The 23745-nt window shown below is 34.2% G+C and carries 19 protein-coding genes and 1 tRNA gene; 18 read left to right on the top strand and 2 right to left on the bottom strand.

What is annotated here, in order from left to right; all coding sequences use genetic code 11:
• The 7 genes from AC1DCD_RS03650 to AC1DCD_RS03680 all read left to right on the top strand — a co-directional run.
• Window positions 1-885, top strand: an 885-nt coding sequence (locus AC1DCD_RS03650; RefSeq protein ID WP_480348969.1) for an IS5 family transposase, incomplete at its 5' end; no start/stop codon positions are given.
• Between the two features lie 174 nt (window positions 886-1059).
• On the top strand, window positions 1060-2901 hold the full coding sequence (locus AC1DCD_RS03655; protein WP_464639494.1) for an AMP-dependent synthetase/ligase: 1842 nt from the start codon (window positions 1060-1062) through the stop codon (window positions 2899-2901).
• A gap of 27 nt (window positions 2902-2928) precedes the next feature.
• Entirely contained in the window at window positions 2929-4053 is a 1125-nt protein-coding gene (prfB, locus tag AC1DCD_RS03660; RefSeq protein WP_464639496.1) for a peptide chain release factor 2, read from the top strand.
• Between the two features lie 27 nt (window positions 4054-4080).
• On the top strand, window positions 4081-4215 hold the full coding sequence (locus AC1DCD_RS03665) for a hypothetical protein (protein WP_008450830.1): 135 nt from the start codon (window positions 4081-4083) through the stop codon (window positions 4213-4215).
• An 18-nt stretch (window positions 4216-4233) separates the two neighbouring features.
• Window positions 4234-4731: a CYTH domain-containing protein gene (locus tag AC1DCD_RS03670; protein ID WP_008450812.1), complete on the top strand. Its 498-nt coding sequence runs from the start codon at window positions 4234-4236 to the stop codon at window positions 4729-4731.
• A 55-nt stretch (window positions 4732-4786) separates the two neighbouring features.
• The gene (locus tag AC1DCD_RS03675; protein WP_464639498.1) at window positions 4787-5761 is read left to right on the top strand and encodes a ComEA family DNA-binding protein; all 975 of its coding nucleotides are present in this window, start codon (window positions 4787-4789) and stop codon (window positions 5759-5761) included.
• Window positions 5762-5823: 62 nt separating this feature from the next.
• Window positions 5824-5896, top strand: a tRNA-Pro gene (locus tag AC1DCD_RS03680).
• Between the two features lie 123 nt (window positions 5897-6019).
• Here AC1DCD_RS03680 and AC1DCD_RS03685 read toward each other — a convergent pair.
• Window positions 6020-8209, bottom strand: a complete 2190-nt coding sequence (locus tag AC1DCD_RS03685) for a glutamine synthetase III family protein (RefSeq protein WP_008450838.1) — start codon at window positions 8207-8209, stop codon at window positions 6020-6022.
• A gap of 766 nt (window positions 8210-8975) precedes the next feature.
• On the opposite strand from AC1DCD_RS03685, the gene AC1DCD_RS03690 reads away from it, so the two are divergent.
• The 11 genes from AC1DCD_RS03690 (at window position 8976) to AC1DCD_RS03740 (ending at window position 21457) form a co-directional block, all read left to right on the top strand.
• Window positions 8976-12203, top strand: coding sequence for a SusC/RagA family TonB-linked outer membrane protein (locus AC1DCD_RS03690; protein ID WP_464639500.1), 3228 nt, complete (start codon window positions 8976-8978; stop codon window positions 12201-12203).
• 10 nt (window positions 12204-12213) lie between these two features.
• The gene (locus tag AC1DCD_RS03695; RefSeq protein WP_464639502.1) at window positions 12214-13785 is read left to right on the top strand and encodes a RagB/SusD family nutrient uptake outer membrane protein; all 1572 of its coding nucleotides are present in this window, start codon (window positions 12214-12216) and stop codon (window positions 13783-13785) included.
• 411 nt (window positions 13786-14196) lie between these two features.
• A complete protein-coding gene (locus AC1DCD_RS03700; protein WP_008450847.1) occupies window positions 14197-15018 on the top strand; it encodes an ABC transporter ATP-binding protein in 822 nt (273 codons plus the stop codon).
• Between the two features lie 108 nt (window positions 15019-15126).
• Window positions 15127-15372 carry a hypothetical protein gene (locus tag AC1DCD_RS03705; protein ID WP_464639505.1) on the top strand — a complete coding sequence of 82 codons (246 nt, stop codon included), beginning with the start codon at window positions 15127-15129 and terminating at the stop codon, window positions 15370-15372.
• 128 nt (window positions 15373-15500) lie between these two features.
• Window positions 15501-16118: a GIN domain-containing protein gene (locus AC1DCD_RS03710; RefSeq protein ID WP_464652982.1), complete on the top strand. Its 618-nt coding sequence runs from the start codon at window positions 15501-15503 to the stop codon at window positions 16116-16118.
• A 16-nt stretch (window positions 16119-16134) separates the two neighbouring features.
• Entirely contained in the window at window positions 16135-16932 is a 798-nt protein-coding gene (locus AC1DCD_RS03715) for a hypothetical protein (RefSeq protein ID WP_008450853.1), read from the top strand.
• 66 nt (window positions 16933-16998) lie between these two features.
• Window positions 16999-17379, top strand: coding sequence for a GntR family transcriptional regulator (locus AC1DCD_RS03720; protein ID WP_024992744.1), 381 nt, complete (start codon window positions 16999-17001; stop codon window positions 17377-17379).
• 109 nt (window positions 17380-17488) lie between these two features.
• Complete coding sequence (locus AC1DCD_RS03725; RefSeq protein ID WP_464639510.1) at window positions 17489-18103, top strand: DUF6621 family protein; 615 nt, start codon at window positions 17489-17491, stop codon at window positions 18101-18103.
• Window positions 18104-18156: 53 nt separating this feature from the next.
• Window positions 18157-19380, top strand: coding sequence for a saccharopine dehydrogenase family protein (locus tag AC1DCD_RS03730; protein ID WP_036853880.1), 1224 nt, complete (start codon window positions 18157-18159; stop codon window positions 19378-19380).
• Window positions 19381-19664: 284 nt separating this feature from the next.
• A complete protein-coding gene (gene recA, locus AC1DCD_RS03735) occupies window positions 19665-20690 on the top strand; it encodes a recombinase RecA (RefSeq protein WP_008450821.1) in 1026 nt (341 codons plus the stop codon).
• Between the two features lie 197 nt (window positions 20691-20887).
• Entirely contained in the window at window positions 20888-21457 is a 570-nt protein-coding gene (locus AC1DCD_RS03740; RefSeq protein ID WP_464639512.1) for a hypothetical protein, read from the top strand.
• A 277-nt stretch (window positions 21458-21734) separates the two neighbouring features.
• Here the strand turns inward: AC1DCD_RS03740 and AC1DCD_RS03745 are convergent, their stop codons facing one another.
• Window positions 21735-23600, bottom strand: coding sequence for a glycoside hydrolase family 13 protein (locus tag AC1DCD_RS03745; RefSeq protein WP_464652980.1), 1866 nt, complete (start codon window positions 23598-23600; stop codon window positions 21735-21737).
• Window positions 23601-23745: the final 145 nt, after the last annotated feature.

Raw genomic sequence — 23745 nt, forward strand, 5'->3', positions numbered from 1 at the left:
TTCATTGATTCTACCGTGCAGGAGAAGAATATAACCTATCCAACAGATGCGAAGTTGCATAAAAAGATAATCAAAAACGTTCTGAAGATAGTTCATGACAAGTGTCTTCCTCTACGACAGAGTTACACGCGTACGTTGAAAGGGATTTACCGTTCCCAACGTTTTCGTAATCATCCCAAGAATCGTAAGAAAGCTCTTAAGGCAGATAGGCAACTAAGGACCATAGCAGGAAGATTAGTAAGAGAATTAGAGCGTAATCTTGAGGGAAAGAAAGGATATGAGAAGATGTTTGAGCTATATTATAGAGTTCTTTCTCAGAATCGAAAGTCAAAGAACAAAGTATATTCCCTGCACGAACCAGATGTGGTTTGCGTCAGCAAAGGTAAGGAACATAAGCAATATGAGTTTGGCAATAAAGTATCTATTCTTCGCTCATGGTCAGGACTTATTCTTGGTGCATGTTCTTTTAGGAATGAATATGATGGGCATACTATCGAAAAGGCGTTAGAACAAACCCAAAGGATGACAGGAAAGCAGGTTGATAAGTTAGCAGGAGATAGAGGGTATAGAGGTATAAAGCAGATTGGGCAGACAAAGATACTCATTCCAGACGTTCCTAAAGCTAAAGACAGCTACTACCAAAAGAGAAAGAAACACAAACTATTTTGTAAACGAGCAGGTATAGAACCAACAATAGGACATCTTAAAGCAGACCACCGATTATCTCGCAACTTTTATAAAGGTGTGAAAGGAGATGCTATCAATGTATTATTAGCTGCGGCAGCATATAACTTCAAAAGAGCTATGAGAGCTCTTTTGTACCTTATAAAAAGAATCAGCATAAAGCTTGTCAGTACAAACTTTATGCTGAAATATAGTTTTTAAGGGACGACTAATTAGATAATGATATTCTCTTATAACTTTAAAGCTAATTTATTTCTTATTTTGACTAATATTTCTTATTTTTGCAAAAGCTATAGGTTATAAATATTATATTTTTTTATCTATTGCATAAAAGGTCTTGATTAAAAATAAGTATCACATAAACGTTATAAAACAATGCAAGCAAGATGTCACCTATCTGTTCTTATTCACGAGCAGGCAAAGAAATTTGGTGAGAAACCAGTTCTTAAATTTAAAGAATTTGGTGGGACTGACTGGAAAACGGTAGATTGGAATCAGTTTTCTACCCGTGTGAAAGAGGTGTCTAATGCACTACTTAATCTGAATGTTAAGCCACAAGAAACTATAGGTGTGTTTGCGCAGAACTGTGTAGAGTATCTATATACAGAGTTTGGGGCGTATGGTATACGTGCAATAAGTATTCCGTTTTATGCTACCAGCTCTGAGCAGCAGATACAATATATGATACAAGATGCATCTATAAAATATCTTTTTGTAGGTGAACAGGAGCAATATGATAAGGCACACCGTATTTTTCCACTATGCCCAACACTTGAGCGTATTATTGTTTTTGATAAAAATGTGCGTATTAGTACACACGATCCTAATGCGCTTTATTTTGAAGACTTCCTAAAAATAGGTGCTAATTTGCCAAGACAGTCAGAGGTAGAGAACTTATGGCGAGAGGCTTCTTTAGATGATATTTGTTGTATTTTATATACAAGTGGCACAACAGGTGATAGTAAGGGTGTTATTCTAACGTATAAGATGTTTGATGCAGCTATGGAAGCTAATGGCCGTTGTGTGCCTCTTACAGAGCATGATAAGGTTATTAATTTTTTACCTTTTACTCATGTCTTTGAGCGCGGTTGGGCTTATCTTGCTCTAACTTTTGGTACGGAGCTAATAGTGAATACCGATCCTAAGGATATTCTCACATCAATGAGGCAAACAAACCCTACATGTATGGCAGCAGTGCCACGTTTTTGGGAGAAGGTATATATTGCAGTAAAGGATCGTATGGATAGTTCTAACATCTTACAACGTAGGTTGTTTTATAAGGCTTTGCATATAGGTCGTAGTCGTAATGTTTTTTATAAGTCTAAGGGAAAGCGAGTTCCTTTAGGCTTGGAGCTTAAATATAGGTTTTATAATTCCACTGTATTAAGTTTAGTTCGAAAGCAATTAGGACTTCTTAATCCAAATATTTTTCCAACAGCAGGCGCGTATGTATCTCCAGAGATAGAAGAGTTTGTGCATAGTATTGGTATAGATATGATCGTGGGCTATGGCTTAACAGAGAGCTTAGCTACTGTGAGTTGCGACCATAAAGGTAAACCTTATACTATAGGTTCTGTTGGGCGTCCTATTCATAGTATTGAGATACGTATAGGTAAGGATAGCGAAGTGTTATTGAAAGGTCCTACAATAACTCCGGGTTATTACCATCGCGATGCTATAACAGCAGCAGCTTACGATAAAGATGGATTTTTTCATACAGGAGATGCAGGTTATTTAAAAGACGGCGAATTGTTTTTAACAGAACGTATAAAGGACTTATTCAAGACCTCAAATGGTAAATATATAGCTCCACAAATGGTAGAGGGAATGTTGCTTGTAGATAAGTTTGTAGAGCAAGTAGCAATAATAGCCGATCAGCGTAAGTTTGTTTCTGCACTTATTGTACCAGATTTCCGCTTGTTGGAGCAGTGGGCAAAGGAGCATAATATTAGTTTTTCTAGCAGAGAGGAGCTTTGTGCAGACAAACGTGTTAACGATATGATGCGCGATCGTATAGAAACTCTTCAGCAACATCTGGCACAGTATGAACAAATAAAGCGTTTTACTTTGTTAGCACATCATTTTTCTATGGAGAGTGGTGAGCTTACAAATACATTAAAATTAAAGCGTTCTGTAGTGATAAAGAATTTCTCCAATATTATTAATGCTATGTATGAAGAAACAGATATTACCAACACTCCCTCTTCATTAGTATAAATATAACGGAGTTAATATAAAAGTTATATGATAACATCCGATCAATTAAAAGATATACTTTCGCGTGTCGAGTCTTTAAAACGTTATTTAGGTATTGATAAGAAACGTATAGAGTTTGAAGAAGAACAGCTTCGCACACAAGCTCCTGATTTCTGGGAGAATCCAGATTATGCTCGTCAGCAGATGAAAAAGGTAAAGGATATAGAGCGATGGGTGAAAGGTTATGATAAAGCTAAAGCACAAGCAGAGGAGTTGCAATTAGCTTTCGATTTCTATAAAGACAAACTTGTTACTGAAGACGAGGTTGATACTATGTATAATAAAGTAGTTTCAACCATTGAAGATTTAGAGTTAAAGAATATGCTTCGTCAGGAAGAGGATCCTATGGAGTGTGTTATGAAGATTAATTCTGGTGCTGGAGGTACAGAAAGTCAAGACTGGGCAGAGATGCTTATGCGTATGTATATGCGATGGGGAGAAGCTCATGGTTATAAAGTAACAATATCTGATATTCTTTCAGGAGATGAGGCAGGTATTAAGAGCGTTACAATGAAATTTGAATCGGGTGAGTATGCGTATGGTTATTTGAAGAGTGAGAATGGAGTACATAGATTGGTTAGAGTAAGTCCGTTTAACGCTCAAGGTAAGAGAATGACCAGTTTTGCATCTGTTTTCGTTACACCATTAGTCGATGATACCATAGAAGTATATGTTGATCCTGCTCGTGTGAGTTGGGATACTTTCCGTTCAAGTGGTGCAGGAGGACAAAATGTTAATAAAGTGGAGTCCGGAGTAAGGTTGCGCTATCAATATGAAGATCCAGATACAGGAGAAAAGGAAGAGATATTAATAGAAAACACAGAAACACGCGATCAGCCAAAGAATCGTGCAAAGGCAATGCAACTTCTTAAATCGCAGCTATATAATCGTGAGATGAAGAAGCGTATGGAGGCACAAGCTAAAGTAGAGGCAGCAAAGAAGAAGATAGAATGGGGTAGCCAAATACGTAGTTATGTCTTTGATGATAGGCGTGTGAAAGATCATCGTACTAATTATCAAACTTCTGATGTTGAAGGAGTGATGAACGGAAAGATAGACGATTTTATAAAAGCATATCTGATGGAGTTTCCAACAGAAGAGCAAAACATATAGTATAACAATCTTTTAAACCATGTAACTATGAATAATTCCAAGAATTTAAGAAAAAAACAGCGTGCTAAACAACAGGAAAAGCAAGGTAAAACGGTAATATTAGGTATTGCTATAGTATTGTTGTTATTATGTATTATTATCTTATTAATCTCTTTTAGATAAACATTTTAGTGTTGATTTATGAGTGGGATAGAGATAGAACGCAAGTTTTTAGTGCATAAGAATTATGATTGGAAGGCTTTAGCACATAGCTGTATGCATATTAAGCAAGGTTATTTTGCTTCTGTAAACACAGTGCGTGTGCGAGTATGTGATAATAAAGCTTTTCTTACTATTAAGGGACCATCACGTAATGGAGGCTTATCTCGTTATGAGTTTGAGAAAGAAATATCCATGGAAGAGGCTAAAAACTTATTGTATCTTTGTGATGTAGGTATAATAGATAAGCATCGTTATCTAATAAATTATGCAGGACATACATTTGAAGTAGATGAGTTTCATGGAGATAATGAAGGATTAGTAATGGCAGAAGTAGAACTAAGTAACGAGAAAGAATATTTTGATAAACCATCTTTTATAGGCTTAGAGGTTACAGGAGATCATCGTTTTTATAATTCGCACATGCGTAGAAATCCTTTTAAGTTATGGAAAGATAGTTTAGAAGAAGAGTATCAATAAAGCAAGAAAAGCTGTTTGCAAATAAGTTTTTTTTATTTTTTTCTTTAAGAAGCATTTGAAAATAAAATCTTTTTTTTACCTTCATCGCTCTGATCGTAGAGCTGTAATTTTCTTGGTAGCATTATTTTTGCTATCAGGTGTTATTATTTATTTTATTGGTAATAGATATTCTTATACTTCCGATGATAGAAAGAGCGATTCTATTGTAGGTATATCTGCTTCAGGTACAGATATACATTCTAATAATTATCAGTTAGACCGATTAGCAAATACTAAATATTTTACGTTTGACCCTAATACAGCAGACAGCGTAACGTTACGAAAATTAGGCCTATCTCCCTTTCAAATACGTAATATATACCGTTATAGAGCTAAGGGTGGAGTATATCATGCACCAGAAGAGTTTGCTAAAATTTATGGTATGACCAGAAAACAATATCAAGAGCTTGCTCCTTTTATACGTATAAGCGACGACTTTCTTCCTGCATCAACATTAGCTTCTGTGCGTGCTTATCAAGAGCGTAAGGCCGAACGGCAACATCAGGCAATGGAAGCTCTTAGAGCTTTTAAAGCTAATGATAAGTATCATGCCTATAAAGAGTATGATCGCGATACGATACGTTACCCCATTAAGATTAAGTTGGGGCAGAAAATTAATCTTGCTAATGCAGATACAACCTTATTAAAGAAAGTTCCGTGTATAGGATCTGGTTGGGCTAAGGCTATCGTTTCATACGGAAAACGTTTAGGAGGATATGTTGCTGTGGGTCAATTGAAGGAGATTGATAACTTTCCAGAAGAGGCATTACCTTTCTTTGAGGTAAAAGGAGTGCATACAGAAAGGTTAAATCTAAATAAGTTAACTTTGTCTCAGCTACGCAAACACCCTTATATTAACTTTTATCAGGCTCGTGCTATATGCGATTATCGTCGTCTAAAGGGAAGACTAACATCGCTTTCTCAGTTGCGTTTGCTTAAAGATTTTCCGCAAGATGCTATCTTACGGCTTGAACCGTATGTATGTTTTTAGCTTATTTCTTGCATCTTATCTTTTCTTTTCCAACTAATCTTACTACCTTTGCCTTATCAATTCGGGATGTGGCGCAGTTGGTAGCGCACTACGTTCGGGACGTAGGGGTCGCCAGTTCGAGTCTGGTTATCCCGACAAATTATCTTTATTTGTTGTAATATTTTCCCAAATGGGAATAACAAAAAGGACTGATACTTCGAGAGAAGTATCAGTCCTGATTTATAGAAGTTGATAGAAGTTTTATTATATATAAAATTATTATCTTATAAAAAGTAGTTCTCGATATTTGGGAAGTGTCCAAAGCTCATTGCTTACTATAAGTTCTAACTTATCTATTTGATAGCGTATTTCTTCCATCTTAGGTGCTATAGTGTCATGATATGCAATGGCTTTTTTGCGTTGACTTTCTATTTTGTTAGCAATCTTGCGTGTATTGACAAGTTCTTCTACATCTATTTCGATAGTTTTAATACGATTAGCAATATCTTTTATTATACTAATATTGCTCTCAGTAAGTTTTTTCCCTTCTTCTCCTCCAAATATATCCATCATGCTTTTAACGTTCTTAGCTAATAGCGTTTGATATTCAGTGGCTACAGGTATTATATGGTTCATGGCAATATCTCCTATAACACGTGCTTCTATCTGAATGCGCTTTGTGTAAGTTTCCCATTTCACCTCGTTACGTGCTAATAATTCGTTTTTCGTCATTACGTTTGTAAGCTCAAACATTTTAACACTTTCTTTATCAAGATAACGATCGAAACATATAGGGCAGCTTGGTTCGCAGTCTAATCCTCGTTTATATGCTTCTTGCTTCCACTCTTCGCTATATCCATTGCCGTCAAATCGTATTGGTTTACATGTCTTAATGTCTTCACGAATAATATCAATGATGGCAGAAGTTTTATTCTCTCCTTTTGCTATGAGTGTATCTACGCGTTTTTTAAAGTGTATTAAGGCTTCAGCTACTGCAGTGTTTAGTACTATCATAGCTGATGCGCAGTTAGCTTCAGAACCAACAGCTCTAAACTCAAAGCGGTTACCTGTGAAGGCAAATGGTGAGGTACGGTTACGATCTGTGTTATCTATTAGAAGTTCAGGTATTTCAGGAATGTCCAGTTTCATTCCTTGTTTACCTTCAAAAGTGAATAATTCTTCTTTATCAGCCAGCTCTATATGATCAAGCAACTCTGTAAGCTGAGTACCTAAAAAGGAAGAGATGATAGCAGGAGGAGCTTCGTTAGCACCTAAACGATGGTCGTTAGTAGCACTCATAACCGATGCTTTTAATAACCCATTATGCTTATAAACAGCCATCAATGTTTCTACAATAAATACTACAAAGCGCAAATTGTCTTCTGGAGTTTTACCGTTACGATGTAATAAAACTCCCGTATCTGTGGTTAAGCTCCAGTTGTTATGCTTACCACTACCATTTATACCATTAAAGGGTTTTTCATGTAAAAGCACACGAAAGCTATGCTTATGTGCTATCTTTTTCATTAGCGACATAAGCAGCATGTTGTGATCTACAGCTAAATTACATTCCTCGAAGATAGGTGCTAATTCAAATTGTCCCGGTGCTACTTCGTTATGACGTGTCTTAACGGGAATGCCAAGTTGTAAGGCTTCTATCTCAAGGTCTTTCATATATGCCTGTACACGTTCAGGTATTGTACCGAAATAGTGGTCGTCCATCTGTTGGTTTTTAGCCGAATCATGCCCCATTAAGGTTCTACCAGTAAGTACTAAGTCTGGACGAGCAAAGAAAAGATCTTCATCTACAAGGAAATATTCCTGTTCCCAGCCAAGATTGGCATGTACTTGTTTTACATTTGGATCGAAATATTGACATACTTCTGTAGCAGCTTTATTTATTGCTCGAAGTGATTTTAGTAATGGTGCTTTATAATCTAAAGCCTCACCAGTATAAGAAATAAAAATTGTTGGTATACAAAGAGTGTCATCAATGATAAAAACCGGACTTGTAGGATCCCATGCAGAATATCCTCTTGCTTCAAAAGTATTACGTATACCGCCATTTGGGAACGAGCTGGCATCAGGTTCTTGCTGTACAAGGAGCTTGCCAGAGAAATCTTCCATCATACCTCCTTTGCCATCATGGACTACAAAAGCATCGTGCTTTTCGGCAGTACCTTCAGTTAAGGGTTGAAACCAGTGAGTATAATGAGTAGCACCATTATCTAAAGCCCATTGCTTCATACCTTGTGCCACTGCATCGGCTATGGAGCGGTCGAGCCGTGTACCATTATCGATGACATCTACTAACTTCTCATAAACCTCCAAAGATAGATACTTGTACATCTTTTCGCGATTGAAAACAAGCTTACCATAATACTCTGCTGGACGCATTTCTGGTACTTCTACAGGGAGGGGACGCTTCTTAAAAGCACGTTCTACTACGTTAAATCTTAAATTTGCCATGTTTTCTTACCTTGTGTAAAAATATTAGTTGCAAAATTACTAATAAATTATCTTTAGTAAGTAAAAAACTAACAGTTTTAATAATAACTATTTGTAGTGTTAAGGTGAGAGATAAGAAAGAATAGTTGGTTAAAAAAACTGTAAAAGTTAAATTTTCAGAACATAAAACGTCATCTATTAAAGATGAAAAGGTAATATTTCAGGAATAAAAATAACTTATTTTTGATTCATTTTTAATCTATTTTTATAAGAAAAATAGCTTATTTTTACCATACTATAACCTCTTGTTAATGGTAAAAAGAGTATGTTTTAGTCATAAAAACATGTGTTTTGTCTTAAGAAATAATGTTGTTTTGCTTTAATATAAAGTGTTTTTGAGCGTGGTTATATATTTGTTTTTTTTGTTATTGTACATGTTTTTTTTATCAAAAATGTGAAAAAGCATGTAGAGATACTTTTTGTTAAAAATGATATTTTCATGAAAGAAAGATTATATTTAGACGTTTTTTATATATTATAGTTTTCTCTTTATTATTTTTTATTGAATATATTTGTATGAAAATGTAACGATATGTAAGCTCTTTAATGAAGGGTAAAAAGTTAAAAATGGCTTTATAAAAGATGATATAAGACATGAAATTTTCATTAAATGTACTTTTTTGCATATAAAAGTGAAAAAATAGGTAATAAAATTTTGCAATTTAAAGATAACTATATATTTTTGCGAGCAGTAAATGTTTAATGTTTAATTTTTATCAAAAATCTTATGGCCAAAAGACTTTATATGATTTTTGCAGGTATTGCCCTAAGTACGGGTATAGCCTTTGCACAATCGCAGGTTACAGGTACAGTTGTAGATGATAAGGGTAATCCTGTCATAGGTGCCTCTGTGCGAGTATCTGGTACTCAAACAGGTTCTGTAACTGACTTAGATGGTAAGTTTGCTGTGTCTGCTCCTGCTAATGCACAGTTAGAGGTTACTTATGTAGGTATGCATCCTACAAAGGTAAAAGCAGGATCTAACATAAGAGTAGTTTTACAGAGTTATGATAAAGAGATTGACGAGGTAGTAGTTGTGGCGTATGGTACGGCTAAGAAACAATCTTTAGTAGGTGCTCAGTCGAATATCTCTGCTAAGCAGTTAGAGAATCGTCCTATTACTAATGTGTCTACAGCTCTTGCAGGTGCTGCTCCTGGTGTGCAAGTAACAACAGCTTTAGGTCAGCCTGGATCATCTTCAGGTGTTATGATTCGTGGTTTTGGTTCTATCAATGCTTCAAGTGATCCATTATATATAGTAGATGGTTCTGTTTATAATGGCTCTTTGGCTGATATTAATCCACAAGACATAGCAAGCGTATCTATTCTTAAAGATGCTTCAGCAACAGCTCTTTACGGTTCGTCAGCAGGTAACGGTGTAGTGCTTATAACCACTAAGCAAGGTAAGCGTAAGGGTAGTGCTCCTACGTTGACTTTTACTACGAGTCAAGGTATTACTCAGCGTGGTCAAGAGCGTTACAAAACGCTTAGTGTCAATCAGTATTTTCCTGTACTTTGGCAGCAGTGGTATAATCAGCATCAATTCGAGGAAGGCATGTCTAAAGAACAAGCTGCATTATTGGCTAACTATGATATGTTTTTTGATTTCCGTGGTGATGTTTTTAATCCTTTTGCAGGCATTAAGACAGGAATTAGTTATGATGAAAGAACAAACACTTTTGGTACTACGCAAGATAAAACAAAATGGGTAGACGGAGTACCTCAAATAGTAATGCCAGACGGAACTCTTAATAAAGAAATAACAGGTCTTAGATGGGGTGATGATTTAGATTGGGAGAAAGCTCTTTTCAGAACAGGTTACAGAGGAGAGTATAACCTAAGTGGTTCGTATAGTAATGATAAGGTGTCTACGTTTATGTCTTTGGGGCATATTAAAGAGCAAGGTTACCGCAGAAATACTGAATATGAACGCACGTCAGGTCGTCTTAATTTAGACTATAATGTAACCAAATGGTTTGATTTAGGTGGTAATGTGTCGTTTGTACATGCAGCAAGCGTAGCACCAAAGCAGTCATCTGGTTATTTTAATGCTAACTCTTTTCATTTCTTACAAGGTATAGCTCCTTTCTATCCTATACATAAGCACGATCCTATAACAGGCGAATATGTATTAGATCCACAAACAGGTAAGAAGGTGTTTGACTATAATAATGGGCGTCCGTATAGCGCTCGTTTTAATCCCGTTTATGAAGGAGAGTTAGACCATTCTACTACTACGCGAGATATGTTAAACACTCGTGGGCACGCTACTTTTAAAATAATGCCAGAACTAAAACTTACGGTTAATGCTGCATACGATCTTAGTATGATAAAAAAGAAGGTTAGATATAATAATATTATGGGCGACCAGCCTTCAGGATTACTTTCAATAGAAGATTTTGCTACCAGCACGCTTACTTTTAATCAGCTTTTAGAATACTCAAAAACCTTTGGCGAACATGATATTACAGTTCTGTTAGGACATGAGTCTTATAAGTATACTGCTACCGATCTTAATGGAGCTAAAAAGAACATGATGGTATTGGGTCTTGATGAGTTCTCTAACCTTACTAATATAGTTGGATTAGATTCATATACTGATAATTATAGGAAGGAAGGTTATTTCGGTAGATTAAACTGGGATTATAAACAGAAATATAATTTCTCAGCTTCTTATCGTAGAGACGGCTCTTCACGCTTTGCTCCTGATTGTCGTTGGGGCGACTTCTGGGCTGTTGGTGCAGGCTGGCATATCGGAAGAGAGGCTTTCATGAAAAGTACTTCTAAATGGTTAGACGACTTAAAGCTTAGAGCATCTATTGGTCAGACAGGTAATGATAACTTAGAGAAAAATTACTATGCTTATCAGACTTTGTATAGCTTTGGATCAAATAACCTTGATGAAGGTGGCTTAAGGCTTTATTCTTATGCCGACCCAACACTTCGCTGGGAGGCTCAAACAAGTTTTGATGTGGCTGTAGAATATAGCTTATTTAGTAGAGTATATGGTACTTTTGAATACTTTAACAAAGAGTCTTCTGACTTGATATTCCCTTATCCTTTAGCCAATTCGACTGGAGTTACTGAAATAAATAAGAATATAGGTAAGATACGTAACAGTGGTTTTGAGTTTGATATCAATGCTATACTTGTCAAGACTAATGATTTGTCATGGAAGATTAATATTAATGGAACACACTTTACTAATACTATATTAAGACTTCCTAAAGAAAACCGCGAAAACGGTATAGAGTTAGATTATCAAAAATATATGGAAGGTGGTAGTATATACGACTATTATCTAAATGAATATGTTGGTGTAGATCCTGATGACGGTATGGCTATGTATCGTTTAAACAAAGAGCTTTATCCTAATGCTAAACCATTAGCAGCAGAGGGAGAGAAGGCTACTTTAACTAAGAACGGAGATTTAGCTAAAAAGCATTTCTGTGGTACATCTATTCCAGACTTGTATGGTGGATTTGGTACTACTCTTACTTGGAAGAATTTCGAGCTGGGGGTTAACTTCTCTTATCAGCTTGGTGGCAAAACATACGACTCTGGTTATGCTAGTTTGATGGGACGCAAGCTACAAGCAGGCTCTGCTATGCATGTAGATATGCTTAAAGCATGGAAACAAAAAGGAGATATAACAGATGTACCTCGCTTAGATGCAGGGAATGGAGGACGATATGATGCTACACAAAGCGATCGTTTCTTAGTATCAAGCTCTGCTCTTATGCTGAAGAATATTAGCTTAGGTTATAATTTACCAAAGAGTTGGCTAAGTGCAGTTAATCTTAAAGGAGGAAATATTAGTATAGCTGCAGAAAATTTATTCTTATTATCTGCTCGAAAAGGACTTAATCCTATGGGACAGTTCTCTGGAATAGTAGGTGCAGCAGGATATGCTTATGCACGTACATTTACAGCAACTCTAACTATAACATTATAAAAGAATGGTTATGAAAAAAATATTATATACAGTATTAGGAACTTTGCTGTTAACAGTTAGCTCTATATCATGTTCTGATGATTTTCTTAATACAGCATCGAGTACATCTGTGAACAAAGAGTCAGTGATAAAAGATGCCAGAAGCCTGCATGGTCTTCTCAATGGATTACATAATATGATGTATATGTATGATTGGAGAGATGATACACATTTTTGCGGTGTAGGGCATCGTAGTCTATGTGCACAGCTTGATATGATGGGAGATGATATGATTAATACTAATCCGGCAGGTTGGATGTCTATTTATCGTTATCAAGATCATATTAATCCTAATGGTGATATTAATGCTAAGGTATGGGATATGTATTATACTTTGATCCATCATGCTAATCTTTTGATATATGGTACTGAGTCGAATAAAAACATATCAGAGAAAGATAAAAATGTTCTTCTTGGTGAAGGATATGCATTTAGAGCTATGAGCTATCATATATTAGTTCAGCTCTTTGGACATCGCTATGTAGCAGGAGGGGCTAATGATTATTTGGGTGTACCATTACGTCTTTCTACCGACAGCATTACTCCAATGGCTCGTAACACAGTTGCAGAGGTTTATGCTCAGATAGATAAGGATATAACAAAGTCGCTAAGTTATCTAAAGAATGTTCCTGATCGTGGTGTTAAAAATGTAATTTCATATTCTGCAGCTTTAGGTATAGCTGCTCGTATAGACCTAAGTAAGTCCGACTGGGAGAAGGCTAAGGAGCATGCAGATGAAGCTATAAAGCATACCTCTGCTACCTTGCAAAGTGGAAAAGCTCTTTTAGATGGGTTTAACAACTTAAATGCTTCTGAGTGGATATGGGGATATAGGCAAGCATCAGATCAAGATAATGGCTATTTTAGCTTCTATGCTAACTATTCATATAACTTTATAGGTTATAACCAAATCTTACGTTATGCTGTAAATAGAGATATTTACGATAAGATGGGAAAGAATGATGCTCGTAGAGGTTGGTGGGTAGCTTTAGATCAAGGCAACTCTATTCCTAAGGATGCTAATCCTCAATATTTCCCTAAGAATGGTAAATGGGAGATAACAGGGCAATCTATTAAGTTTAAAGCTAAGTCTGCAAATAATGGTATGGGAGATGCTCTGATTATGCGCTTGGCAGAATTATATTATATAAAGGCAGAAGCAGAAGCTCGTTTGCATGAAGATGACGCTGCACGTGAGACACTTAACACTATAATGAAGACTCGTGATCCTGATTATAATACAAAAGCATCTGGTGAAGAACTTATAGAAGAGATTATGAGGAATAAGCGAATAGACTTATGGATGGAAGGACAACGCTTCTTTGATATCAAGAGGCTCGGTATTGTTTTCGACCGTTCTAAAGCAAAAAACTTTAGTTATTTGAAAGAAAGTAATAGAGAAGCTGCACTAAATCGTAATAGAGGAGCTAATGCTCTTAATATTCCTAAGACTAAAGAAAGTGTTTATTGGCAATTTGCTATACCATATCAAGAAATAAAGGCAAATAAAGAACTAATAAAACAGAATCCTCTATCTGAATAAAAAATGAAAAGATTATAACAGAAAAGTTATAAAAGCATTTAAGTAAGTAGATTAATAATAATAATTGTATATTAAAGAGCTATATCTATCTATATATAAAGATAGGTGTAGCTCTTTTTATTGTACGCTCGGCATGAGCATTTTCTAACGGGTGGAAGTCCCGAGTAAGCCCTAATAGCGGGAATTTAATTTTTCTCTACATAACTTTAATAATAGAAATAAACAAACTACATAAAGCACAATAATTTTCCTTTTTACATATAAAATGGAGCTATAATGTTCTAAACTATTTTCTTTTTTTTGAAAATTATTGTAGAAAAGTTTGGAGGATACTATTATTTATCTTACATTTGCAGTGTACTATTTATCTGGTACACTAATATTTTTAAATTTCTAAAACATAAGAAGCTTATGATAGAAGTATCTAATTTAACATTTAACTACTCAGGAAGTAAACACAAGGTGTTTTCTGACTTTAGTTTGCAATTGGCTAATAACCGTATTTACGGTCTATTGGGTAAGAACGGAACAGGTAAGAGCACTTTGCTTTACCTCATAGCAGGGTTGCTAAAACCTAAGAATGGTAGTGTGAAAGTAAATGGATATATAACAAAAAATCGTGATCCTGAGTTTTTACAAGATATCTATATTGTGCCAGAGGAGTACGACTTACCTAATATGTCTTTAGAATCTTATATAAGGATTCATCAAGACTTTTATCCTAAGTTTGATAAAGAAGTTCTTAATAATTGCCTAAAAGACTTTGATATTACTGGTGAGATTAATTTTAAGCAATTATCTATGGGACAAAAGAAAAAGGTTTATATGAGCTTTGCTTTGGCATCATGTTGTAGCCTACTTCTTATGGATGAGCCTACTAATGGGCTTGATATTCCTTCAAAGGCTTCATTTAGAAAGGTAATAGCAGGTAATCTTTCTGACGATTCTTCACTTATAATATCCACTCATCAAGTACATGATATAGAACAATTACTTGATCATGTTATTATAATAAATCACTCTGAAGTGAGTTTAAATGCTGCGATAGATGAAATTACACAGAAATATAGTTTTGGTTATTGTCAACCAAGCGATATGAATAGTAATGTAGTATATGCAGAACCATCACTTCAAGGTAATGCCTACATATCTATTCGTGAGCAAGGAAAGGCAGAAACACAGATTAATCTGGAATTGTTATTTAATGCAGTAACACAAGGAAAGATAAAATAAAATAAGTTATTCTCATGAAAAATTTTTGCTTTTGGAATATAATCTTATTTGTAGGATTAGCTCTTATTACTTTAACTATGGTATAATGTGTGAAAAATAATAAAACTAATGATAAAAAAAACTTATATAATAGAAACAAATTCTTTCAACAAATTAAAGTTTGCTGACGCCGGAAATGTTTTTATTCATATAGGAAACAACAGTTTTATGAATATTACTATGATAGATAAAGATAATAATAGTCTTCTTGCTACTTGTTTAAAAGATAATGTTCTGTTAACATCTTATATAAACGATCAATATGATAAAGTTAATATAAGAAGTCAGGAAAATATAAATGCTAACAATCTATAAAGTTTAAATATATGAAACAATATATCTCACATGTTATAAGATTAAGTATATTTCTATTAGTTATAACTATAAGTAATAGTTCTTGTCTGAGAAAAAGAATTACTTATGGAAAAGTTGTTACTCATATTATGAATGTAAATGCTTTTGATAGTATGGAAGTATCTGGCAACGCTTCAGTTACTTTATTTCAAGGGAAAGAATATAAAGTAGTAGTAAAAGCTCCGAAAAAAGTGCAAAATTTAGTAAATGTAAGTGCGACAAAAGGGAAGTTGTTTGTAAAAGTAAACGATTTACCTAACAAAAATCCTATAATTTTTAATCGTAATACAAACCCTATTACATTAATAAAAGTTTTTGTTATAGTGCCTTCATTAGCAAATATTGATATATATGACAATGCTGATTTTTATATTAATAATCATTTTAAGGCTAAAAAATTAGAAATTAAAGTATTAGATAATGCGGCATGTAATATAAAACAGCTTTATGCTAAGGAAGTAAAAGTAAGTGTTACGGATAATGCAGATGCTTATTTCGAACGCTTTAATGTTATTAATTCTGATATAAAAGTAACAAGTAATGCTGATATTGATATTAAATATATTGATGCTGAAACTTCTATAATATCAACATCAGACAATGCTTCTGCTATTTTAAATGGTAAAGTAAAGCAAGGTATAAAGACTTTCATGTCAGGAAATAGTAGTATCCAAAACAAGGTTAACAATCTTAGAGACAATAAATAAAAAGGAGGAATAGAAAATGAATACATTTAAAATAAACAGATTTTGGAAAGTATTTACGCGTCTTTTGTTAGTGCGCAGACGCGAAATGACAAAGTGGTTTCTTACTATGAGTGGTATTATGCTATTTATATTACTGGTATCAGCTCATGTTTGGGATTTCTCTTCTTATACAAAGACAGAATTGTTTTCTCATTATTTACCACCACTTAGTCCTATTGCATCAATTCTTCTTATATTAACGTTAAACTTTGGTTGTTATATAACTCATGATTTAGAGAAAAAACAAGCACGTATAAGTGAATTGATGTTGCCAGGATCAAGGTTAGAAAAATATATTGCGCGTATTATCTATTGCTCAGTAGTATTCATGATTATAGTAGTACTTGCTTTAGGTTGTGCTGATTTTTTACAACAAAGTATCACTATGATTGTACATAGAGGTGTGAGAGTATCTATAATAGGAATATATTATGACGAATTTAGTAGAAATAATGATATCTGGACACTTCTTTTTATATATCCTTTTATTAATTCTGTTGCTATATTAGGAGGAGTAATTTTTCGTAAAGCAGCTTGGCTAAAAACGTGGATAGCTGTAGGAATAATTATGACGATTGCTTTGTTTGTTATATTTTTATTTATTACTTATATATATACAAAGACCAATTATGAAATTTATTCTCCTTTTTCTAAAGAGCAATTGAAGGCTATTGTTGATGTTATATTAGTTGTTGTAAGTTTTGTTTTATATTGGTTAGCATATAAGATTTATAACAAGATGCAAGTAATAAACAATCGATGGGTAAACTTATAAATAATAAAGATATAAAAAATCTTATATCTTATTGGCTTTTTATTAATGCCAGAAAGGAATGAAACTATGATATTTGACGAAACAAAAGCAATTTACGAGCAAATAGCAGATAGGCTTTGTGACGAAATAATAGCAGGAAAATATAAAGAAAACTATCGTATACCTTCAGTTAGAGAATATGCTATTACACTACAAGTGAATACAAATACAGCCGTAAAGGCCTATGAATTGCTATCAAGAGAAGAAGTGATATACAACAAAAGAGGATTAGGATATTTTGTTTCTACAGGTGCTCGTAAACAAATAATGAAAGTGCGTAAACGCGAATTTATGTCAAAAATGCTTCCTAATCTTTTTCATGAAATGCAACTATTGGGCATAACTGAGGAAGAAGTAAAAGTGCAATGGCAACAATTCTTAGTAAATCATGAAAAGAATAAAAATTAGCTATAATGTAAAAGTTTTAAAAGGATAAGGAATTATTAGATATATAATGAGTTAGCAAAAAATAATAATTTATTTTGTCTATTGTCTATTTTCGAGTATCTTTGTACCTATGAAAGCACTACAAGCAGATAAAATAAAATGGAGTGAAAATATTATTATTGCCGATGGTGATTATATAGATAGTGTAGCATTCGATCTTATTGTGAATTTTGAAAGAATGCTAAACCGTAAGATACCACCTGCTGACTTTAGTCAGTGGGCTGTAAACGTAGCATTAGATGGGAAAGTAAAGCCAAGCAAGAATGAAGTCTTAGTAATATTGTTACACGATAAAAATAAAGCTATTCTTGAAAACTTTAAGCCTTCGTCGTATGAAAAGGATCTTAATAATAAGGCTTTTAAAGATAATCTGTTAGGAGAATTTGTTATAAACTCCATTCCTACTGGTGATGAAAACAATTCGAAAGAGGTAGTTCTTTATGATTTATTGCAAACGTTTATAGTACATGAAGAAGTGAAACGTATTATGATAATATCAAATACAGAAGACGAAACGACATATAGTGAAATTAAAAATATCCTCAAAAAGGTAGATGAAGACGAAAAACAGATTACAGTTTTTACGATGCAACCAATAATAGGAGGACATTTTAGGCAAGAGATCCTTGGCTATTCATTAATGAATGCTATGGGGATTAGGGCAGAAGAATTTAAAAAAGAATAAATAAAAGGAAAATAAAAATGAATAATATTCCAATAGCTAATCCACGAATTTTAATGATTGGTGCTGGTGGTGTTGCTACAGTAGCAGCATTTAAGATAGTTAAGAATATAGATATATTCGGAAAACTTATGATAGCCAGTAGACGTAAGGAAAAATGCGATAAGCTCGTTGATGCTATACATGCAAAAGGCTATAATATAGATATAAAAACGGCGCAGGTAGACGCTGATGATATAGAACAATTAAAAGCACTTTTTTCTGATTTTAAGCCTCATCTTGTAATAAATCTTGCTTTACCATATCAAGATCTTACTATTATGGAGGCTTGTTTAGCTTGTAAATGCAATTATCTTGATACTGCTAATTATGAGCCAAAAGATGAAGCACATTTCGAATATAGTTGGCAGTGGGCATATAAAGATAAATTTGAGAAGGCTGGTTTAACAGCTATCTTAGGTTGTGGATTTGATCCGGGAGTATCACAAGTGTTTACAGCGTATGCTGCTAAACATTATTTTGATGAAATTCATTATTTAGATATAGTAGATTGTAATGCAGGAAATCATCACAAAGCATTTGCAACTAATTTTAATCCAGAAATAAATATTCGAGAAATTACACAAAAAGGTCTATATTATGAAAATGGAAAGTGGATAGAAACCGCTCCTTTATCAATACATCAAGATATTACATATCCTAATATAGGACCACGCGATTCATATTTAATGCATCATGAAGAATTAGAGTCGTTAGTAAAGAATTTCCCTTCTATAAAACGCGCTCGTTTCTGGATGACTTTTGGAAAGCAATACCTTAATTACTTAGACGTTATTCAGAATATAGGAATGAGTCGTATTGATGAGGTAGTGTTTGAGGCTCCTTTAGCTGATGGGACAGGAAAAACAGAAAGAGTTAAGATAGTTCCTTTACAATTTTTAAAGGCTGTACTTCCTAATCCACAAGACCTTGGAGAGAATTATGATGGAGAAACATCTATAGGTTGTCGTATTAGAGGTGTTAAAAATGGCAAAGAGCAAACATATTATATCTATAATAATTGTAAGCATCAAGATGCTTATAACGAAACAGGTATGCAAGGGGTTAGTTATACCACAGGTGTTCCTGCCATGATAGGAGCTATGATGTTTGTGAAAGGAATATGGAGTAAGCCTGGTGTATGGAATCTTGAAGACTTCGATCCAGATCCTTTTATGGAACAGTTAAATAAGCAAGGGTTGCCTTGGTGTGAAGAGTTTGGAAAAGATTTAGAGGTATAATGCTCAATAATTATGTAAAATAATACTTATAAGCATATTCTTAGAAAAACTAATTTTAGGTGTACATCTGTTTTATTTTATAATTATGATATGCAAAATAAAATGAAAACTAAAATTAACCTCTAAGCTCTTTGTTGTAAATGTCTTATGAAAACTATATAAAAGAATATAATAGAAAATCATAACATATAGCTTTTAGATAAGAAGTAATAGGTTAAATAATAGATGAGTAAATCGAATAATACAAGTCTTCTATATCTTTTAGCTTCTAAAAAAAAAAAGAAATGGCAAAAGAAAATAATGAAAAAGAGAACTCTGCAGCTGAAGGCAAACTAAAAGCTTTACAAGCTGCTATGGCTAAAATAGAGAAAGATTTTGGTAAAGGTGCTATCATGAAAATGGGGGATAGAATTACAGAAAAAATAGATGTAATCCCTACTGGTAGTTTAGGCTTAGATGTTGCTCTTGGAGTGGGTGGTTTCCCGCGAGGGCGCATAGTAGAAATCTTTGGTCCAGAGAGCTCTGGTAAAACAACACTTGCTCTTCATGCTATTGCAGAAGCACAAAAACAAGGAGGGGTTGCAGCTTTTATAGATGCAGAACACGCATTCGACCCAACATATGCAGCAGCCTTAGGTGTAGATATTGATAATCTTTGGATCTCTCAACCCGATAATGGTGAGCAGGCATTACAGATAGCAGATCAGCTTATAAGTTCGTCTGCAGTCGACTTATTAGTAGTCGATTCTGTAGCAGCGCTTACCCCTAAAAAAGAAATAGAAGGTGAAATGGGCGATTCTGTTGTAGGGCTTCATGCACGATTAATGAGTCAGGCTTTACGAAAGCTTACATCTACTATTTCAAAGACAAACACCTGTTGTATTTTCATTAATCAGTTACGCGAAAAGATAGGTATGACATTTGGTAATCCTGAAACTACTACAGGAGGTAACGCCTTAAAGTTTTATGCATCTGTACGTGTAGATGTGCGTAAGAGTACACAAATAAAAGATGGAGATAATGTTTTAGGAAACCTTACAAAGGTGAAGATAGTAAAGAACAAGGTAGCTCCTCCTTTCCGTAAATGTGAATTTGATATTATTTTTGGTGAAGGTATTTCTAAATTAGGTGAGATTATCGATTTAGGTGTAGAATATGATATTATTAAAAAGAGTGGTTCTTGGTTTAGCTATGGTGATACAAAATTAGCTCAAGGAAGAGATGGTGTAAAGAATATGTTAAAAGATAATCCGGAGTTATCAGAGGAGTTAGAAAGATTAATAAAAGAGGCAATAAAGACAAGGAAATAACGAAATAAGGAAAAGAAAGAGGAGCTGGAAGTTATATCGGCAGATAAAAACGATATACTTTCAGTTCTTTTTTTTTATAAAAGTACTATTTATCAATACTTAAAAATACCTATTTTTCAGTATTGCAGCACTTATTATATAGAGATAACTTTGCACAGAATTTTACAATATAAGAAGAAAATAAAAACAAAATTAAAATGAAAAGAATAGTTTTTTTTGCAATACTATCGTGTCTTACAATGAGTTCTTATGCTCAAGAGTATTTTCCTAATACATTAGAAAAGCATGAAAAAGAGAATCCTGCTAAAATGTTTTTAGGTGGTGCTATAACTTTTTGGGCTAATGATAAGACGGTTAAGCTTGATTTATGTCCTGAAATGGGTTATCAATTTAATGAGACATGGGGTATAGGATTACTCTTGGGTTATCAACATGAAAAAGAATATAATACTAATATCACATCTACATCTTTTAAGCTATCTCCCTTTGCACGTTGGTATTATGTCCATAAAGGTCCGTTTAACTTGTTTTTAGATGGTGGTGTCGCATTAGATTGGGATAAAACTAAACGCAAAGGCTTTGAAATAGGGTTGCGTCCGGGTGCTTGTATAGATCTAACAGAAGGCTTATGCCTTTGTTTAAGAATGGGATTTGCAGGCTTTCGTGATAACTATCATAGTGGCGAAGAGCCTAATATAGGTGAAAGCGGTTTTGGGTTACGTTTTGCACCTGAAGAGCTTATGATAGGATTGGAATTAGAATTATAAAAAAAACTACATAAATAATTATATAGCAAAAGGCTGAGCATTGATACTTAACGTATGCTTAGCCTTTTTTGTGTAGTAAGAATAATAGTGAAAGATTGTGTGTTATATTTATCTTTATGTTTGAAAAATAAAGCTCGAAGTCCTATTTTGTAAGGGCTTCGAGCAATGTTCGTGTGATATTTTAGTTTTAACTAATAGAAATATAAAAGGAAAATCTTATTTTATTAGTTTTATATATTTCTTTTTTATTTTAAAGAGATAAAGTTTTTCTCTTTGTTTAGAAAGCTAACACCATAACACCTCTTTGTGGAAGTGTGATATTTTTTGTAAGATCCACTTTTTTTCCTGTAAGAATATCTGTAGCAGTAGTAGCTTTCTTTATTATTTCAGCATAGTGTTTAACCTGAAGTTGGGCTTCTTTTCTATTACCATTTTCGATGGTCATAGCAGTTTTTCCCCCATATTGACGTACTAAAACATATATTCCGTTCAGAGGAACAAACTGGGTTTGTGTACCTTTGCTTATGATCTCGTTGCCTTTTCTCCAGTGAAGTAATCTTGAAGTCCAGTCAAACATAGCGTTTTCTGCATCAGTTCGTCCTTCTTTGGTAAATTTGTTTTTAGCATCTCCTGCAAAACCACCGGGGAAATCGCAACGAACATATCCATCAGTAATGTTCTTTGTACCGTTCATAAGTATTTCGGTGCCATAATAAAGCTGTGGAATGCGTTTCATGGTTAGTAGCAAGGCATATGCTTGTTTTAAGGCTGTAGAATCTTTTCCATTACCTAAGAAACGGTCAGTATCATGATTTTCTATGAACGCAAGTACGTTACTTGGGTTAGCGTATAGAAAGTCGAGTCCTAAGGTATTGTATATTCCCGCAAATCCACTTTCCCATTGGTTGGTTTCTTCGTGCTTTATTTTGTTTATGCGATCGAAGAAAGCGAAGTCCATAACAGTTTTAAGATAGCTGTTTTTATTATTTAATTTGCTGTCTTTTTGCCATGAAGCAGTGTATGCAGGTTCTATACACCAAGTTTCTCCAACGGTGTTGAAATTAGGATATTCAGTGTTAATAGATTTCATCCACTGAGCCATTGCATCACGATCTGCATACGGATATGTATCCATTCTTATGCCATCAATGCCAGCATACTCTATCCACCATTGCGAGTTTTGTGTAAGATATTTCATGACGTATGGATTCTTTTGATTAAGATCTGGCATATTTTGTACAAACCAGCCATTTGTAGTCTCTTCAAAATCCACTTTGCTTGCGTAAGGATCTAATATAGAATTGAGTTTGTAAGATGTTTGAAGTCCGTAATGTGGGTTGTTAAACCAGTCTTTTGAAGGTGCATCTTCGTTCCAAGGGTGATAGCTTCCACAATGGTTAAATATCATGTCCATAACTACCTTTAAGCCTTTTTTATGAGCTTCTTCTATGAGGCTACGGTATTCTTCGTTTGTTCCAAAGCGAGGATCTACTTTATAGTAGTTTGTTGTAGCATATCCGTGATACGAACTGTTAGTGCCGTTTTCTGCAGGCATATCATTTTCCAGCACAGGAGTAAACCATAGTGCCGTTACGCCTAATTGCTTGAAGTAATCGAGGTGTTGGCGAATACCTGCGAGATCACCTCCATGCCTTAGGCTTGGAGCTTTTCTGTCGCAAAACTGGTCTCGCATACCTTTTACGATATCGTTTTTAGGATTTCCGTTAGCGAACCTATCTGGCATAAGCATATAAAGCACATCGCTATTATCAAACCCCTTGTGGTCTGCACCTGCCATTTGGCGTGTTTTCAGCTCGTAAGGAATGGTTATTTTCTTTCCTTTGTTGTTAAAGTGTAGTTTTATCATTCCTGCCTTTGCCTGTGAAAGGTTTAGGTATAGGAAGAGATAGTTTGGTGAGTCTAAACGAACTATAGAGTCGAGCTGTGCGTTGCAACCATCTATTTTAACATTTGCTGTTTTTATTCCTCTGCCATAAACCATAAGTTGTAATGAAGGATCTTTCATTCCAGCATACCAGTTAGTAGGCTCTATCTTGTCTATGTAGGCTTTTTTCTGCGCCATAGAGTTGTTAGTTAGCAATATCATACTTGTTATTGCGATTATGAATAGTCTTTTTTTCATAATTATAATAATAAAGTGTTGTTTTAAATGTTATTTCTTTTTTTCGTTAGCCGTTAAAGTTGTTATTTCGCATATATAAGTAATGATAATGTTATTTTTACTTTAACTATTAGTATACTTTATACAAATTGTTACTTTTTTATTT

Source organism: Prevotella sp. C0209C1 (assembly GCF_056583855.1).